The organism is Curtobacterium sp. SL109 (assembly GCF_026672405.1).
Taxonomy (GTDB): domain Bacteria; phylum Actinomycetota; class Actinomycetes; order Actinomycetales; family Microbacteriaceae; genus Curtobacterium.
Window position 1 is genome coordinate 1198118 of sequence record NZ_JAPPRB010000002.1, and the last position, 16423, is coordinate 1214540.

Sequence of the window (16423 nt, forward strand, 5' to 3'; positions counted from 1 at the left end):
CTCCCTCGACGCTGGCGTGGGGGCGGGCGCCCCGTCACGTGGCGGGTGTGGGCTCCGGGGCGGGGGTGGGGTGGGCCTCCTGGCCGGGTGGGACGTGACCCGACCGCTCGGGACTCCACGGGAAGCGGCGGAAGACCGGCATCATCGGCTGGACCATCGGGCCGATGGCGAACGCGGCGACCACCGTGCCGGCACCGACGTCCCCGCCCAGGAACCAGCCGACGATCACCACGGCGACCTCGATCAGGGTGCGGGCGAGCCAGATCGGCCAGCCGAGCCGCTGGTGCAGGCCGACCATCAGCCCGTCGCGCGCTCCCGTGCCGAAGCCGGCGCCGATGTAGAACGCGGTCGCCACGGCCAGCAGGACCAGGCCGGCGACGAACAGCCCGATCCGCGCGACCAGGCCGTCGGGCGACGGCACGAGCCACAGGACCAGGTCGGCGGCGGGGCCGATCAGCAGGGCGTTGAGCAGCGTCCCGACCCCGGGCTTCTGTCGGAGCGGGATCCAGAACAGCAGGATGACGCCACTCGACACGACGGTGATGATGCCGAACGACCACGGCACCACGTGCTCCAGCCCCTCGGTCAGAACGGTCCACGACGAGACGCCGACGACCGCGCGGACCTGCAGGGCGGTCGAGGCACCGTAGAGGAACAGGCCGACGAGCAGCTGCAGGGTCCGGAGCGTGAGGGAGGTCGGGCGGGACATGGTCTGATGCTCCCTTCGATTGGACTGCCCGTCGAGAGCCAATCTCGCTAGCGTGGTCCCCATGACCCCGGTCCTCCTCAGCGCCCGCTCCGCCGCCCTGCTGCTCAGCGAGTGGCGCACCGACTCCGACGCCACGGCGTACGAGGCGCTCGCCGACGCCGTCCGGGTCCTCGTCATCGACGGCCGGGTGCCGCTCGGGGCGCGACTGCCCGCGGAACGCGGACTGGCGGAGGCGCTCGGGGTCTCACGGACGACCGTCGCGAACGCGTACGCCCGGCTGCGCGAGGACGGCTTCCTCGTCTCCCTCCGTGGGTCCGGCAGCGTCGTGCGGCTGCCGGCGGACCTGGCGGGGCGGCCGGACCCGGAACGACTCGGCGGTGTCGTCGCGGGGGACGTGCTCGACCTGCGGAAGGCCGCCATGCACGCGGCCCCCGGGGTCGGGGACGCCGTCGAACGGGCGATGCGGCACGTCCCGGCGGCGCTCGCCGGGATCGGGTACGACACCGTCGGCGACCCGGGCCTCCGTGCGGCCATCGCATCGCGCTACACGGATCGAGGCCTGCCGACATCCTCCGACCAGGTGATCGTGACCATCGGAGCGCAGCACGCGATCGCACTCCTGGCGCGGGTCCTCGTCCGACGGGGGGACGGCGTGCTCGTGGAGTCGCCGACGTACCCGCACGCGCACGAGGCCTTCCGCGAGGCCGGCGGCCGACTCGTCGGCGTGCCCGTCGACGCCCGCGGCGGATGGGACACCGGGGTGCTCGAGACGGCGCTGCGGCGCTCGGCCCCGGCGGTCGCGTACGTGATGCCGGAGCTGCACAACCCGACCGGCGCGACCATGTCGGCCGAGGTCCGCGCGCTCCTGGTCGACGTCGCCACCTCCGTGGGGACGACGGTGATCGCCGACGAGACGATGGGGGAGCTGCGGATCGACGGACCTGCCGCCGTGCCCCTGGCCACGCTGAGCGAGGACGTCGTGATGATCGGGTCCGCTGCCAAGCTGTTCTGGGGCGGGCTGCGGATCGGCTGGATCCGCGCGGCACCGGCGCTGCTGCAGCGCCTGCTGCTCGCCCGCCCGACGGGCGACCTGGGCACGCCGGTGCTCGACCAGCTGGTCGCGCGCGAGCTGGTCCCGCGGACCGAGGCCGTCCTGGAGGCTCGGCGCACCGCCCTCAGACAGGGTCGCGACGAGGTCGTGGGGGCGTTGCGCACGCGACTGCCGGAGTGGGACGTGCCGTCGCCGGCGGGCGGGTTGACGACGTGGGTCGGGCTCGGTCGGCCGGTGTCCAGCGCGCTGGTGCTCGCCGCGCGGGCCGAGGGCGTGGTGCTGGCGTCCGGCGGGGTGTTCGGGCCGGACGGTGGGTTCGAGCGGTTCCTCCGGGTGCCGTTCACGATGCCGCCCGCGGACCGGGTGCGGATGGTCGACGTGCTCGAGCGGGCGTGGGGTCGGGTCGGCGGGGCGTCGGCCGGGGCGCGGGGGTCGTTGGCCGCGGTGGTGTGAGGCGGGCGGGGTGGTGTGAGGCGGGCGGGGTCATCCTGTCGGTGGACCCGGCTGGCTCCCTGGTGGGACGACGGCGCTCCACCGGCCCGCGATGCTGGGCGCATGACACCGATCAGCGCGAGCAGCTCCGTCCCCGCGATCCCGGCCGTGCCCGCGGCCGCCCGGGTCTCGATGGCGTTCGGCGGGGCGCTGCTCGCGGGGGTGCTCACGTCCTACGGCCAGGGCGTCACCGGGCTGTCGAGCGTCGCCAACTCGGCCGGACCCTGGTTCATCGTCGCCGTCGCGCTGCTGCTCGTCATGCGGGTGCGTGGTGGACGGGTCGGGCTGCCCGTGGCGATGGTGACCGGCATCGTCCTGCTCGAGCTCCTGCACGTCGGGTACTGGGCGGCCTCCAACCTGCGCGGGTTCCCGGACGTGCTGTCCATCACGAGCTTCTGGGTGCTGATGGGCTTCCCCGCCGGGGCGCTCGCCGGAGCCGTGGCCGTCGCCGTCCGTTCCCGGGACGGCCGCTGGCGTGGAGCCGCCTTCGGGGTGACCGCCGCCGTGCTCGTCGGTGAGGGCATCCGCTGCCTGCTCCAGGTCGCCGAGACCACGGGTGTGGCGACGTGGGTCGTCGAGATCGTCGTCGGGGCGGCCGTGCTGCTCGTCGGGGTCGTGGTCGCGCGGACACCGGTGGGACGGGTCGTGGCGCTCGGGTGCGGCGTGCTCGGGACCGTCGGGGTGCTCGGTGCGTACGTCCTGGTGAGCTGACGCGGCTGCTGCTGGTTCGCCGCCGCTGCTGATCCGGCGCCGGTGCTGATCCGTCCGCTGTCAGCCCTGCCTGCGAGGATCGGAGGGTGCACCTCCTCTCGGTCTTCAGCCTGCGGAACCGCGCGCTCATCGCGCTCGTGACCATCGTCGTCGCGGTGTTCGGCGGGATCGCGCTCACCAGCCTCAAGCAGGAGCTCATCCCGAGCGTCCAGTTCCCACAGATCGCGATCGTCAGCGCCTACCCGGGCGCGACGCCACAGGTCGTGTCGAACGACGTCTCCACGAAGATCGAGCAGGGCATCCAGGCGGTGCCCGACCTCAAGTCCACGTCCGCGACGTCGTCCACCGGGCAGAGCGTCGTCTCCGCCGAGTTCGACTACGGGTCCAACCTCGCCAGCGCCGAGGACAAGATCCAGACCGTCGTCAACGCCCTCTCGCTGCCGGACTCCGTGCAGACGCAGATCGTCACCGGGTCCTTCGACGACCTGCCAGTGCTCCAGCTGGCCGTGTCCGCCGAGGGCGACCAGGAGCAGCTCGTCGACCGCCTGAACGCGACGGCGATCCCGGACATCGAGAAGCTCGACGGCGTGCGCGAGGCCGACGTCTTCGGCAACCCGGGCCGTCGCGTGGTGATCACCCCCGACCGCGACGAGCTCACTGCCAGGGGCCTGTCCGAGACCGCCATCTCCGACGCCCTCGACGACAACGGCACGCTCATCCCCGGCGGCAGCCTGACGCAGGACGGCTCGACGCTCTCGGTGCAGACCGGTGAGCGCATCGCGTCGACCGCCGACATCGCAGCCCTGCCCCTGACCGGCGGCAAGGACGTGACCGGTGCCCCCGAGGCGACCACGCTCGGGGACGTCGCGACGGTCGCGATCAAGGAGTCCCCGCGCACGTCGATCAGCCGCGTGGACGGTGAACAGGCGCTGACCATCGCGATCACCAAGACCCAGCAGGCCAACACGGTGGACGTCTCCACGACGGTCCGTGACGCCCTGCCCGGCATCGAGTCGAAGATCACCGGGGACCCGAAGATCACGGTCGTGTTCGACCAGGCGCCCTACATCCAGCAGTCGATCGACTCACTCGCGGAAGAGGGCCTGCTCGGGCTCGGGTTCGCCGTGGTCGTGATCCTGGTGTTCCTGCTGTCGTGGCGGTCCACCCTCGTGACCGCGATCTCGATCCCGGTCTCGGTGCTGCTCGCGGCGATCGGCATGCGCGCCGCCGGGTACACGCTCAACATCATCACGCTCGCCGCGCTGACGATCGCGATCGGCCGCGTGGTGGACGACTCCATCGTCGTGATCGAGAACATCAAGCGGCACCTGCAACCCGGGGTCGACCGGCGCCAGGCCGTGCTCGACGGCGTGCGCGAGGTCGCCGGCGCCGTGACGGCGTCCACCGTGACGACCGTCGTGGTGTTCCTGCCGGTGGCGTTCGTCGCCGAGCTCGTGGGTGAGCTCTTCCGGCCGTTCGCGCTCACCGTGTCGATGGCCCTGGTGGCGTCGCTGCTCGTCTCGCTGACGATCGTGCCGGTGCTGGCGTACTGGTTCCTCCGTGCGCCGAAGAGCCACAAGCACGCGGGGGCGGCTGCGCCCACGTCGACGTCTGCCACGAGCACCACACTCAGCAGCGCGGACGACCTGCACGACGCCGGTGCTCCTGACCGGCTCCGGCGCGGGTACCAGCCGGTGCTGCACTGGGTGCTGCGGTTCCCGTGGGTCGTCGTCCTCCTCGCCGTGCTGGTCCTCGGCGGGACGGCCGCCGCGCTGCCGTTCGTGAAGACGAACTACCTCGGCGACTCCGGCCAGAACACGTTCACGGTCACGCAGGACCTCGAGCCGGGCACCTCGCTCGACGTCCAGTCGGACGCAGCCCGGAAGGTCGAGCGCGAACTGCGCGCGGTCGACGGCGTCGAGACCGTCCAGACCACGATCGGGTCGAGCGGGCAGTCGATCCAGGCCGCGTTCGGCGGCGGCGGGTCGGCGTCGATCCAGTACGCGGTCACCACGACCTCCGGCGCCGACCAGACCCGGATCCAGTCCGACACCCGCAAGCGCCTCGACGGGCTCAAGGGCGCCGGCGACGTCGCACTCTCCTCGGCCGGCGGCGCCTTCGGTGGCAGCAGCGACATCGAGGTCGACGTCACGGCGCCGACCCAGGCGCAGCTCAAGACGGCGGCCGACCAGGTGCTGTCGACCATGCGGGGCCTGGACGACACCACCGGCGCGTCGAGCAACCTGTCCGCGGCCGAGCCCTACCTGGCCGTGCGGGTCGACCGCGCGAAGGCCGCCGAGCTCGGGTTCACCGAGACCCAGGTCGGCGGACGCGTCGCCGCGTCCGTGTCGCCGCGCGACACCGGCTCCGTCGAGATCGAGGACGCCACCCTCGACGTCTACATCGCCGACCCGGAACCGCCCACGACGATCGAGGCGCTGCGGTCACTCTCCGTGCCGACGGCCACGGGTCCCGTCCCGCTGTCCGACGTCGCGACGGTCGAGCGCGCGGACGGGCCGACGACGGTCACCACGACCGACGCGGTCCGCACGGCCACCATCACGGTGACCCCGGACTCGGCGAACCTCGGTGCGGCGGTGCAGTCCGTGACCGCGGCGGTGGACCAGCTGGACCTGCCGAAGGGCGCATCCGCGTCGATCGGCGGCGTCGCGTCGAGCCAGTCGTCGGCGTTCAGCCAGCTGCTGCTCGCGGCGCTGGTGGCGATCCTGATCGTCTACGTGGTCATGGTCGCGACGTTCCGCAACCTGTACCAGCCGGTGCTGCTGCTCGTGTCCGTGCCGTTCGCGGCGACGGGGGCGATCCTGCTGCAGCTCGTGTCGGGCATCCCGCTCGGGGTGGCGTCGCTCATCGGCGTGCTCATGCTCGTCGGCATCGTCGTGACGAACGCGATCGTGCTCATCGACCTCGTGAACCAGTACCGACGCCGAGGGCTCCGCGTGCGCGAGGCCCTGGTGGAGGGCGCCACACGACGACTCCGACCGATCCTGATGACCGCGCTCGCGACGATCTTCGCGCTGATGCCGATGGCGATCGGGGTCACCGGGAAGGGCGGCTTCATCTCGCAGCCGCTCGCGCTCGTGGTGATCGGTGGGCTGGTGTCCTCGACGCTGCTGACGCTCATCGTGCTGCCGGCGCTGTACTTCCTGGTGGAACGGATGCTCGAGCGGCGCAGTGACCGCCGAGCAGGCCGGACCGAGAGCTAGCGCGCCTCGGCGTCCTCGACCTCGAGCTGCGTGAACCAGTTCACCAGGACGACGGTCAACGTCACGAGGAACACGACGGCGCCGAGCTGTGCCACCGGCGAGGTGTGCCCGGTCGCCGCACCCCAGCCCGCGAAGGCCACGGTCACCATGAACGACAGCCCGAGCAGCAGCTCCGCCGCGGTGGTGGCGAGCGAGCGGTGCTGCCAGGAGACGGCAGGGCGGACGAGGAGGGTCGAGGTGTCGGTCACCCGGGAAGTCTCGTCCGGAGGGTCGTCCGACGGCAGTCCCGACTCCGGGTGGCACCCGCCCGGGGTACAGCTCCGGTCCGCGGTGTGACCGACCGGAAGCGCCCTCAGCGCAGCGTGCGCCGGAGGAACCGCACGACCCGCTCGCTCATCGCCTGGTCGAGCTGGGCGATCGAGTGCGCGGTGCCCTCGACCGCGACGAAGGTCACCGGGACGCCCTCGTCGCGCAGGGCGGAGGCGAAGTCCTGGGACTCCCACATCGGGATGAACTCGTGCGTGGAGTGCCCGATGAAGAAGGGTGCGGTGTCTGCGGTCACGTTGTAGCGCGGGGACGCGCGCTCGGCCGCGGGGCAGGCGTCGTACCGCGTGCAGCCGAGGTAGAGCAGCTGCTTCCGCTGGAACGCCGCCGCGACCCCGTCGGACGCGGTCGAGCGGCTGGTGAGGTCCGACGGTCCGCTCAGGTCGACGACCGCGCGGATCCGGTCGCCGTCGGCGTACGCGGTGGAGCGGTGGTCCTCGACGGCGAGCATCGACACGAGGTTGCCGCCGGCACTCCCGCCGAACACCCCGACCCGGTCCGCGTCGACGTCGTAGGTCTCGAGCGTCGAGGGTCGGAACACCCAGTCGAGCGCCCGTCGGACGTCGTCGAGCCCGGCGGGGAAGGGGTCGGTCGGGGCCAGGCGGTAGTCGACGTTGAACGTGACGAAGCCCGCGGACGCCAGGTACTGACAGACGGACCGGTAGGCCGCGGTGGCCTTGTCCCCGTGCGACCAGCTGCCGCCGTGCACCATCATCACGGCCGGGCGGGGCCCGGTGGCGGCCTTCTCGAGCGCCGACGGGTCGGCCGTGGCAGGTGCGGTCGGTGAGGGGCTCGTGCCACCCGTCGCCTCCGGTGCGACGGGTTCCGGCGCAGTCGCGGCGTCGGCAGCGGCTGTCGCTGACGCCGCCCCCTCGGGCGTCGCGGTCGTGCCCGGTGCGCTGTCCGCCGGGAGACAGACGTCGAGCCGCTGCAGCCGGTCCGCGCCGTAGGGCACGTCCGAGACGACGTCGATGCCGTGGTACCGCAACGACAGCGGGTAGATGACGGCGCCGGCGGTGACGGTCTCGTTGCCGTCGCCGGCGGGGTCGGCACTGCACGACGCGACCGCGCCGAGCGCCACGATCGCGGCGACGAGCGCGAGCAGGGTGCGACGGCCGGACCTCATCGCCGACAACGGTATCCCCAGGTGTGGGCGATCGCAGCACGGAGGACACCCGGGGGTGCCAGGATGAGGGCGACCCGTCACCGTCGAAGCAGGAGGACCCGTGAGTCGACGCAAGGCCTGGAACGCCGATCCCGAACCGCTCCTCCGTGTCGACGAGGGCTTCCGGCTCGCCGACGTCGACCCCGACGGCACCCCGGGCTTCCCCGGCCGCAAGATCGACGGCCTCGAGTCCCTCGCCGCCGGTGCCGACCGACTCGCTGCCCTGCAGGAACGCCTGTGGGCCGCTGCGACCGCGGGTGACGAGCGCCGCGTGCTCCTGGTGCTGCAGGCGATGGACACCGCGGGCAAGGGCGGCATCGTGTCCCACGTCGTCGGCGCCGTCGACCCGAACGGCGTGCACTACGCCGGGTTCAAGGCACCGACGGCAGAAGAACGCGAGCACGACTTCCTCTGGCGTGTGGAACGGCAGCTCCCGGCCGCCGGGCAGCTCGGTGTCTTCGACCGCTCCCACTACGAGGACGTCCTCGTCCAGCGCGTCCACGGGTACGCCCCGCCGGAGGAGATCGAGCGTCGCTACGGCGCGATCGTCGACTTCGAGAGCCGACTCGCGGCGCAGGGCACCACCATCGTCAAGGTGATGCTGCACATCTCGAAGGACGAGCAGCGCGCCCGCCTGGGCGACCGCCTCGACCGCCCGGACAAGCACTGGAAGTTCAACCCGGGCGACATCGACGAGCGCCTGCGCTGGGACGACTACCAGCAGGCGTACCAGATCGCCTTCGACCGCACGTCGACCGCCGTCGCACCCTGGTACGTCGTGCCGGCGAACCGCAAGTGGTACGCGCGCCTCGCCGTCCAGCAGCTCCTGCTCCGCGCGCTCGAGGACATGCACCTCTCGTGGCCCGCGGCGGACTTCGACGTGGCCGAGCAACGACAGCGGCTCGCCGAGTCCTGAGCCCCTCCCGCCAGGAGGCCCTCCTCGCGCGCCGACACCGGCCCCGCCGACCGACGGGGCTGGTGTCGATGCGCATGGTCGCGTAGACTCGATCGGTCGGCCTTCGACACCGCGGCTGCGAGCCGCGGACGTGTTTGGGTGTTGTGTAGTTCGAGGGCTGGAATCACGTCGATCGACGACGGGATGAACCCCCTCTCCACGAACCGCCCCCGCCGATGTCGCTGCCGGGCTGCGTGGTACGTCTGCACCCCGGAAAGCACTCATGGCCCCTTACGACAAGGGCGCGGACAACCGCGCCTCCGATCGAGCCCGTCACCCGAACGGCACCCCTGCCGCTCGCAGCAGCAAGCACCGCGGCTTCCGTGCCCCGGAGCCCACTGCCCCCCGTCAGAAGCAGCGTTGGGACGCTGACGACCGCCGCAACCGTTCGTCGCAGGGCGAGCGCCCGAGCCGCCCGAACTGGGACCCGCGCGACAGCCGCGGCAGCCGTCCGGCGTGGGAGCCCCGCGGTGCGGGCCGTCCCGCGCGCGGTTCGGACCGCGACGAGCGCGCTCCGCGCAGCTTCAACCGCGACGATCGTGCGCCCCGTCGCGACAACGACGACCGCGCCCCGCGTCGCTTCGACCGTGATGACCGTGCGCCGCGCAGCTTCAACCGTGATGACCGTGCGCCGCGTCGTGACAACGACGACCGCGCCCCGCGTCGCTTCGACCGTGATGACCGTGCGCCGCGCAGCTTCAACCGTGATGACCGTGCGCCGCGTCGTGACAACGACGACCGCGCCCCGCGTCGCTTCGAGCGCGATGACCGTGCGCCGCGTACGTTCAACCGTGATGACCGCGCCCCGCGTCGTGACAACGACGAGCGCGCCCCGCGTCGCTTCGACCGTGATGACCGTGCGCCGCGCACGTTCAACCGTGATGACCGTGCGCCGCGTCGTGACAACGACGAGCGTCCCCAGCGCCGCTTCGACCGCGACGACCGTGCCCCGCGTCGTGACAACGACGAGCGCCCGCAGCGCCGCTTCGACCGCGACGACCGTGCGCCGCGCACGTTCAACCGTGACGACCGTGCCCCCCGTCGTGACAACGACGAGCGTCCCCAGCGCCGCTTCGACCGCGACGACCGCGAGGCCCCCGCTGCCCGCGGCGGCCACTTCGTCCCCGCGGACGACGTCAAGCTCGACAAGCTCAAGGCCGAGTCGACCATCGCCGCCGACGTCGAGGGTGTGACCTTCGCCGACCTCGGCATCGGTGGCAACATCTCGCGTGCCCTGGCCGAGCTCGGCGCCACCAGCCCGTTCCCGATCCAGGCCGCGACGATCCCCGACGTGCTCGCCGGCAAGGACGTCCTCGGTCGTGGCCGCACGGGCTCCGGCAAGACCATCGCGTTCGGTGCGCCGCTCGTCGAGAAGCTCATGGAGAACGGCGGCGGCACGAAGCGCAAGATGGGCCGCGCCCCGCGTGCGCTCATCCTCGCGCCGACCCGCGAACTCGCCCTGCAGATCGACCGCACGGTGCAGCCGATCGCCCGCTCGGTCGGTCTGTTCACGACGCAGATCTACGGCGGTGTGCCGTACGGCCGCCAGGAGGGCGCCCTCCAGCGCGGCGTCGACATCATCGTCGGCACCCCGGGGCGCGTGCAGGACCTCATGAAGAAGGGCACGCTCGACCTCAGCGAGGTCGTCGTCTCCGTCCTCGACGAGGCCGACCACATGTGCGACCTCGGGTTCCTCGAGCCCGTGCAGGAGATCCTCGAGGCCACGGCCCAGGTCACCCCGGCCGGCAAGCGCGCGCAGAAGCTCCTGTTCAGCGCCACGCTGGACACCCAGGTCGCGGCGCTCGTCGAGCAGTTCCTGCACGAGCCGTCCGTGCACGAGGTGGCGGGTGAGGACCAGGCGTCCTCGACCATCGACCACCGCGTGCTCGTGGTCGAGCAGCGCGAGAAGGACCGTCTCCTCGAGGAGCTCGTCGCCGGCGACGGCAAGACGATCGTCTTCGCTCGGACCCGGGCCTACGCCGAGCGCCTCGCCGAGCAGTTCGAGGACGCCGGCATCCGCGCGACCTCGCTCCACGGGGACCTGAACCAGTCGCGCCGCACACGCAACCTGCAGCTGCTCACGAGCGGTCGGGTGAACGTGCTCGTCGCGACCGACGTCGCCGCGCGCGGCATCCACGTCGACGACGTCTCGCTCGTCGTGCAGGCCGACGCCCCGGACGACTACAAGGCGTACATGCACCGCTCGGGCCGCACGGGTCGTGCCGGCAAGGAGGGCACCGTCGTCACGATCGTCCCCCGTGGCCGCATCCGGAAGATCGAGGGCATCCTCGAGCGCGCCGAGATCGAGGCCGAGCTCGTCCAGGCGGGCCCCGGCGACGGCATCGTCGCGGAGCTCGCCGCGCGCTAGACGCGAGCACAGGACGGACGGGAGGCCCGGTGCCAGCTGGCACCGGGCCTCCCGTCTGTCCTTCAGCGGTTGAAGAACAGCAGCCCGCGCGCGTAGCCGGCCTGCCCGGCGTGCTGCGTGCAGTCGTCGAGGATGCTGACGAGCCGGGCGCCCGCGGTGACGGGCGGGTCCCACGCATCGTCCACCACGGCGTCGAGGTCGTCCGGTCCGAGCGTGCCGAGGTAGGCGACGGTCCGCTCGTGCACGGCGCGGAGGTACCCGGTGAGCAGCTCGCCGGACGCCCGCACCCGGCCGACGTCGTCCTGGGACATGCCGTAGCCGAGCGCCTCCGCGGGGAAGGGCAGCCCGAAGCGGTCGTACCAGCCGTCCGCGGTCCACACCTGCTCGGTGCCCGCGAGGGCAGCGACCTGCACGTCCTGCCCGCGCGCGATGTGCCAGGCGAGCCACGCCACGGTGTTGGCGCCCGTGCCGGGTCGTGATGCGAGCTGGTCCTCGGAGAGCCCGTCGACGGCCCGCTCGACGGTCTCGGGTACGCGGGAGAACGCTTCGATGAGGAGTTCTGAGGGGGTCATGCCCCGAACCTACGCCCGGGTGCGCAGCACCAGTCCGGGTCTCAGACGGAGGCGCCCGAGCGACGGGCGAGCGCGCTGCCGAGCCGCGTGAACGCCTCGGCGAGGGCGCGGCGGTCCTCGGGGGCGATGGCCTCCCGGAACGACGCCGACCAGACGGCGCCGATCTGCTGCGCGATGGCTTCGCCGGACGGCGTCAGGTGGAGCAGGATGCTGCGGCGGTCGCCCGGGTTCGGGCGACGCGCGATGTGCCCCCGCTGTTCGAGCCGGTCGATGAGCGAGGTCATCGCCCCCGTCGACAGCTCGAGGTACTCGCCGGCCTGCTTCGGGGTGACGCCAGCGTCGTCGGCTGCGGCCAGGAAGAAGACGAAGCGGCTGTCGGTGGCGTTCAGCCCGCGGGTGCTGCTCTCGTGGTGGAGCACACGCGAGTGCTGCGTCTGCAGCAGGCGGAACGCGGTCACCAGGTCCACGAGGTCGTCGGCGTGGGGCGGTACGGGCGTCGAGGGGGAGGTGACCGGCACCGTACTGCTCATCGAGCAAGTATCTCATTGATTGAGGTAGTTCTCGTGACCCCAGCAGAGGGGGTGATCCTCGGTCTTGTGAGCCACTCTCGGACCAAGTAACTTGATCGTCGTACCAACCAGTACACGGCACCACCCCGGCATGCAGCGCGACTCAAACCATCGCGGTCCCGGCCGAACCAACCGATCAGACCTCTTCTCCTCTGGAGCACCGCCATGCCTCGTGTCACTCCTCGTGCTGCCCGCCTCGCCGCCTGGATCGCCATCCCCGCCGCCCTCGTCGCGTCGGGCGCCGTCGTCTCCACCGCCTCGTACGCCGCGTTCTCCGCCACCACGGTGAACCCGACGAGCAACTGGACCGCCGGCAACGTCGCCCTGGCCGACGACGACAACAACACCGCGCTGTTCACCGCGGCTGGCCTGAAGCCCGGCTCGACCGGCACGAACTGCATCACGGTGACCTCGACCGGCTCGCTCGCGTCGGCCGTGAAGCTCTACGCGACCACGCCGGCCACGACCAACGCGCTCGCGTCGAACATCACCGTCGCGATCGACCTCGGCACGGGTGGCGGCTTCGGCTCCTGCACCGGTTTCACCCCGGCCGCCACGAACAGCTCCGTCTACTCGGGCACGCTCGCCGCGTTCGGCACGTCGGCGACGAACTACGCCACGGGCGTCGGCACCTGGACCCCGACCGGCACCGGGTCCGAGTCGAAGGTCTACCGCGTGAGCTACACGGTCTCGCCGACGGCACCGAACTCGGTCATGAACGGCACCGCGTCGCTGGGGCTCACGTGGGAGGCCCAGAACAGCTGAGCCGCCGGAAGGGTGACGGACGTGTGACCAGCACGCCCGTCACACCTCCCGTCAGCGACGGCCGGGGGCGCGCACGCGCCGGCCCGGTCCGTCGACCCCAGCACGCCCCCGGTCGAAGGCACCCCATGGTCAGCATCGAAGTCAGCGGTGGAGGCACACCGCATGATGCGCTCCACGACGCCGTCGACTGGGGGCGTGTCGTCGTCGCGACGGTCGCCCGCGGGATCGTCGCCACACTCCTCGGCCTGGCGCTCTGGGCCGCGGCGCCCGCGGTCATCGGCTGGCTCCCCACCACCGTGATGACCGGCTCGATGGCACCGCGGATCGTCCCCGGTGACGTCGTCGTCTCCCGTCCGGTGGCACCCGCGGAGCTCCGGGTCGGGCAGGTCCTGCTCGCGGACTACCCGGACCAGGCCGGGCACCTCCGGATGCACCGCTTCGTCGACGCCGGGCCCGGCGGCTCCGTCGTCACCAAGGGCGACGCCAACCCCCAGCGCGACTCGACCGCGATCAGCCGCTCCGACGTGCACGGCGTCGCGTTCCTCCGCATCCCCGTCGTCGGCACACCGATCGTCTGGATGCGCGACGGGGCGTGGTCGAAGCTCGCGCTGCTGGCCCTCGCGGTCGCAGCGGTCCTGTGGCTCGCCACCGTCGACGGCTCGCTCCGACGGCTGGCGGCGGCCGTCCACGAGGACGACGCTGACGGCCCTGGTCCTGGTCCTGGTCCTGACGCCGGCTCCGGTCCTGACGCCGGCTCCGGTCCGGCGCCGCGGCACGGCCTGGAGGCTCGCTCCGGGGCCGCCCCGCTCCTCCAGCCCGTCGGTCGGTCCGGTCGGCACGCGCTGTCCCGGCGCGCGTCGTCCGGGCAGGTGCTGTCCCGTCGCGCGCACCGCCGCCAGGTCCGGCGGCAGCGCCGGCTCCGTGGCACCGGCGGGGTCGCCGCCGTGGTGCTGGTGGCCGGTGGCCTCGGTCTGCTGCTGCCGGCACAGGCCGTCGCAGCTCCCTTCACGAGCCGCACGTCGAACGCCGCGACCTCCCTGCAGGCGGCGACCGCGGTCGCGACGACGGCGCTGACGTGCAAGCCCAACGGTGACGGCAGCGTGGCCATCGGCTTCACGTACGGGGGAGCGCCCGGTGTGGTCTCGTCGTTCGACGTGCTGATGGGCTCCACCGTCGTGGGGACCGCTCCCGGCACGGCGTCGTCGGTCCGGGTGGTCGGCAGCGGCATCCTCAACCTCGGCACGACCGTCACGGTCACCGTCCGGACCAACCTCGGCGGGACGTGGACCGCCACGAGCACGTCGACGGCGAAGATCCAGACCGCTCTGATCGGCACCACGCTGAGCTGCGGCTGACCTGGTTCTCCACAGGCCCGGGCGGGGTGTCCCGGGATGTCCGTGGGCGGCGTTAGCGTGATCGGCATGCGCATCCTGCACACCGGCGACTGGCACCTGGGCCGCTCGTTGCTCGGTGCCGACCTGCTCGAACACCAGGCCGCGTTCCTCGACCACCTGGTCGGGGTCGTCGTGCAGCGCTCCGTCGACCTCGTCGTGGTCGCGGGCGACGTCTACGACCGCGCGATCCCGCCCGTCGACGCCGTGCGCATGCTCTCCTCGGTGCTCGAACGCCTGGCCACCGTCGCGACCGTCGTCGTGACGCCGGGCAACCACGACTCCGCCGTCCGGCTGGGGTTCGGGTCCGCGGTGATGAACGACCGCGTCCGCATCCTGTCCGAGCCGGCACGCCTGGCCGATCCCGTGCTCGTCGACGACCCGGACGGCCCCGTCGCCGTCTACGGCATCCCGTACCTGCAGCCCGACATGGTGCGGTACGCGCTCGCCGCCGTCCCCGACGAACCGCTCGCCCGCTCACACCAGGCCGTCGTCGGTGCCGCGATGGACCGCGTCCGTGCTCACCTCACCGCACGCCCCGGCACCCGCAGCGTCGTCGTCGCGCACGCCTTCGTGGGCGGTGCCGAGCCGAGTGACAGCGAGCAGGACATCCGCGTCGGCGGGGTGGACCGCGTCGCCGAGTCGACCTTCGACGGCATCGACTACGTCGCCCTCGGGCACCTCCACGGGCCCCAGCGCGTCGGCCGCACCGACCGCATCCGGTACGCCGGGTCGCCGCTCGCGTTCTCGTTCGGGGAGCGGAACCACACCAAGTCGGTGACCCTCGTCGACCTCGACGCCACGGGCGCGGTGTCCGTCGAGCTCCTCCCCACGCCCGTGCCGCGGCCGCTCGTGGACGTCCGGGGGCCGATCGACGCCATCGAGTCCGGCGCGTTCGCCGAGCACGCCGACGCCTGGGTGCGGGTCGCCGTGACGGACACCGTGCACCCCGAGCGGATGTACGCCAGGGTCAAGGACCACTTCCCCCACGCCCTCGCCGTCACCCACGAACCCACCGATGCCCCGGCACGCACCACCACCCGGGCGGTCACGGCGACGTCCGACCCGGTCGAGGTCTCGGCCGACTTCGTGACCTTCGCCACCGGCGGCGCCCCGTCCGACGACGAACTCGTGGTGCTGCGCGACGCGTACGAAGCCGCCGTCGCGACGATGTCCGACCAGGACCGGGCAGCGCGCTGATGTACCTGCACCGGCTCGAGCTCCGCGCCATCGGCCCGTACCCCGACCTCGTGTCGATCGACTTCGCCGCGCTCGCCGCGTCCGGGGTGTTCCTGCTCGAGGGCCCGACGGGCTCGGGCAAGTCCACGATCATCGACGCCGTCGTGTTCGCGCTCTACGGCGGGCTCGCGGGCACCGACGTCAGCACCGACCGCCTGCACTCCCAGCACGCCGACCCCGCGGTGGAGCCCTTCGTCGAGCTCGTGTTCGAGACCGGCGCCGGGGTGTTCCGCGTCCGTCGCACACCCCAGCACGACCGCCCCAAGCAGCGCGGCACCGGCACCGTGAAGCAGCAGGCGTCCGCACAGCTCACCCGCCTGGCCAGCCCGACGGACCCCGCCGGCGAACCCGTCTCCGCCCGTGCGCAAGAGGTCGGCGCCGAGATCACGCGGATCATCGGCCTCGACCGCGCGCAGTTCCTGCAGACCGTGGTGCTGCCGCAGGGCGAGTTCGCGAAGTTCCTGAAGTCCCCGGGCGAAGACCGCCGCCGCCTCCTGCAGTCCCTGTTCGGCACCGAGGTCTACGACCGCACCGCCGACGAGCTCGCCACCCGTCGCCGTGCCGCCGCGGCCGAGGTCGACGCGGCAGACGCCCGCGTGCGGGACGCCCTCGCCCGGTTCACGGAGGCCTCCGGGCGCGCCGACGTGGACGAGCCGGCGGTCCCCGGTGTCGCCGCCGACCTCCGCGCCGCTGCCGACACCGCCGAGGCCCTCCGGGCACAGGCCGCCCTGACCGCGACGGCCGCCGCCGAGCACGAACAGGCCGTCGTGCTCCGAGCCGCCGCCCTCGAGCGTCGTGCGGAACTCCTCCGGCGTGCCGCGGCGCTCGACGCTCAGACCGCCGTCGTGGCCGACGTCCGCCGACGCCTGGCCGTCGCCGAGCGCGCTG

The 16423-nt window shown here is 72.6% G+C and carries 13 protein-coding genes and 1 pseudogene; 9 read left to right on the top strand and 5 right to left on the bottom strand.

Annotated features, from left to right (window positions below):
- Positions 1–34: 34 nt before the first annotated feature.
- Entirely contained in the window at positions 35–709 is a 675-nt protein-coding gene (yczE, locus tag OVA28_RS07200; RefSeq protein WP_268096372.1) for a membrane protein YczE, read from the bottom strand.
- A gap of 61 nt (positions 710–770) precedes the next feature.
- Here yczE and yczR point away from each other — a divergent pair, with 61 nt between their 5' ends.
- The 3 genes from yczR (at position 771) to OVA28_RS07215 (ending at position 6187) form a co-directional block, all read left to right on the top strand.
- Positions 771–2213, top strand: a complete 1443-nt coding sequence (gene yczR / locus OVA28_RS07205; RefSeq protein ID WP_268096373.1) for a MocR-like transcription factor YczR — start codon at positions 771–773, stop codon at positions 2211–2213.
- 102 nt (positions 2214–2315) lie between these two features.
- On the top strand, positions 2316–2963 hold the full coding sequence (locus OVA28_RS07210; protein WP_268096374.1) for a DUF6518 family protein: 648 nt from the start codon (positions 2316–2318) through the stop codon (positions 2961–2963).
- 86 nt (positions 2964–3049) lie between these two features.
- A complete protein-coding gene (locus tag OVA28_RS07215) occupies positions 3050–6187 on the top strand; it encodes an efflux RND transporter permease subunit (RefSeq protein WP_268096375.1) in 3138 nt (1045 codons plus the stop codon).
- Here OVA28_RS07215 and OVA28_RS07220 read toward each other — a convergent pair.
- Both OVA28_RS07220 and OVA28_RS07225 read right to left on the bottom strand, forming a co-directional pair.
- Complete coding sequence (locus OVA28_RS07220; RefSeq protein ID WP_268096376.1) at positions 6184–6435, bottom strand: hypothetical protein; 252 nt, start codon at positions 6433–6435, stop codon at positions 6184–6186. The two genes, OVA28_RS07215 and OVA28_RS07220, sit on opposite strands and share 4 nt — an antisense overlap.
- Before the next feature lie 104 nt (positions 6436–6539).
- Positions 6540–7637 (bottom strand): alpha/beta hydrolase, encoded by a 1098-nt coding sequence (locus OVA28_RS07225; protein ID WP_268096377.1) that lies wholly within the window; start codon positions 7635–7637, stop codon positions 6540–6542.
- Between the two features lie 100 nt (positions 7638–7737).
- Between OVA28_RS07225 and OVA28_RS07230 the strand changes: the two genes are divergently transcribed.
- Both OVA28_RS07230 and OVA28_RS07235 read left to right on the top strand, forming a co-directional pair.
- Positions 7738–8592, top strand: coding sequence for a polyphosphate kinase 2 family protein (locus OVA28_RS07230; RefSeq protein WP_194660109.1), 855 nt, complete (start codon positions 7738–7740; stop codon positions 8590–8592).
- 262 nt (positions 8593–8854) lie between these two features.
- On the top strand, positions 8855–10999 hold the full coding sequence (locus OVA28_RS07235; protein WP_268096378.1) for a DEAD/DEAH box helicase: 2145 nt from the start codon (positions 8855–8857) through the stop codon (positions 10997–10999).
- Positions 11000–11061: 62 nt separating this feature from the next.
- Here OVA28_RS07235 and OVA28_RS07240 read toward each other — a convergent pair whose 3' ends face one another.
- The gene (locus tag OVA28_RS07240) at positions 11062–11571 is read right to left on the bottom strand and encodes a mycothiol transferase (protein WP_268096379.1); all 510 of its coding nucleotides are present in this window, start codon (positions 11569–11571) and stop codon (positions 11062–11064) included.
- Positions 11572–11612: 41 nt separating this feature from the next.
- Positions 11613–12101 carry a MarR family winged helix-turn-helix transcriptional regulator gene (locus tag OVA28_RS07245; RefSeq protein ID WP_194660112.1) on the bottom strand — a complete coding sequence of 163 codons (489 nt, stop codon included), beginning with the start codon at positions 12099–12101 and terminating at the stop codon, positions 11613–11615.
- Between the two features lie 204 nt (positions 12102–12305).
- On the opposite strand from OVA28_RS07245, the gene OVA28_RS07250 reads away from it, so the two are divergent.
- The 4 genes and pseudogenes from OVA28_RS07250 to OVA28_RS07265 all read left to right on the top strand — a co-directional run.
- Positions 12306–12905, top strand: a complete 600-nt coding sequence (locus OVA28_RS07250; protein ID WP_194660113.1) for a hypothetical protein — start codon at positions 12306–12308, stop codon at positions 12903–12905.
- 125 nt (positions 12906–13030) lie between these two features.
- Entirely contained in the window at positions 13031–14260 is a 1230-nt protein-coding gene (locus OVA28_RS07255; RefSeq protein WP_268096381.1) for a S26 family signal peptidase, read from the top strand.
- A gap of 66 nt (positions 14261–14326) precedes the next feature.
- The gene (locus OVA28_RS07260) at positions 14327–15496 is read left to right on the top strand and encodes an exonuclease SbcCD subunit D (protein ID WP_194660115.1); all 1170 of its coding nucleotides are present in this window, start codon (positions 14327–14329) and stop codon (positions 15494–15496) included.
- Positions 15496–16050: pseudogene (locus OVA28_RS07265) on the top strand (AAA family ATPase); the annotation flags it as partial. The gene OVA28_RS07260 and the pseudogene OVA28_RS07265, both read left to right, overlap by 1 nt.
- Between the last annotated feature and the right edge of the window lie 373 nt (positions 16051–16423).

Bases quoted from the DNA above. Each gene is read 5' to 3' on its own strand.
- yczE (WP_268096372.1), bottom strand. From the start codon at position 709: ATGTCCCGCCCGACCTCCCTCACGCTCCGGACCCTGCAGCTGCTCGTC.
- yczR (WP_268096373.1), top strand. From the start codon at position 771: ATGACCCCGGTCCTCCTCAGCGCCCGCTCCGCCGCCCTGCTGCTCAGC.
- OVA28_RS07210 (WP_268096374.1), top strand. From the start codon at position 2,316: ATGACACCGATCAGCGCGAGCAGCTCCGTCCCCGCGATCCCGGCCGTG.
- OVA28_RS07225 (WP_268096377.1), bottom strand. From the start codon at position 7,637: ATGAGGTCCGGCCGTCGCACCCTGCTCGCGCTCGTCGCCGCGATCGTG.
- OVA28_RS07235 (WP_268096378.1), top strand. From the start codon at position 8,855: ATGGCCCCTTACGACAAGGGCGCGGACAACCGCGCCTCCGATCGAGCC.
- OVA28_RS07240 (WP_268096379.1), bottom strand. From the start codon at position 11,571: ATGACCCCCTCAGAACTCCTCATCGAAGCGTTCTCCCGCGTACCCGAG.
- OVA28_RS07245 (WP_194660112.1), bottom strand. From the start codon at position 12,101: ATGAGCAGTACGGTGCCGGTCACCTCCCCCTCGACGCCCGTACCGCCC.
- OVA28_RS07250 (WP_194660113.1), top strand. From the start codon at position 12,306: ATGCCTCGTGTCACTCCTCGTGCTGCCCGCCTCGCCGCCTGGATCGCC.
- OVA28_RS07255 (WP_268096381.1), top strand. From the start codon at position 13,031: ATGGTCAGCATCGAAGTCAGCGGTGGAGGCACACCGCATGATGCGCTC.
- OVA28_RS07260 (WP_194660115.1), top strand. From the start codon at position 14,327: ATGCGCATCCTGCACACCGGCGACTGGCACCTGGGCCGCTCGTTGCTC.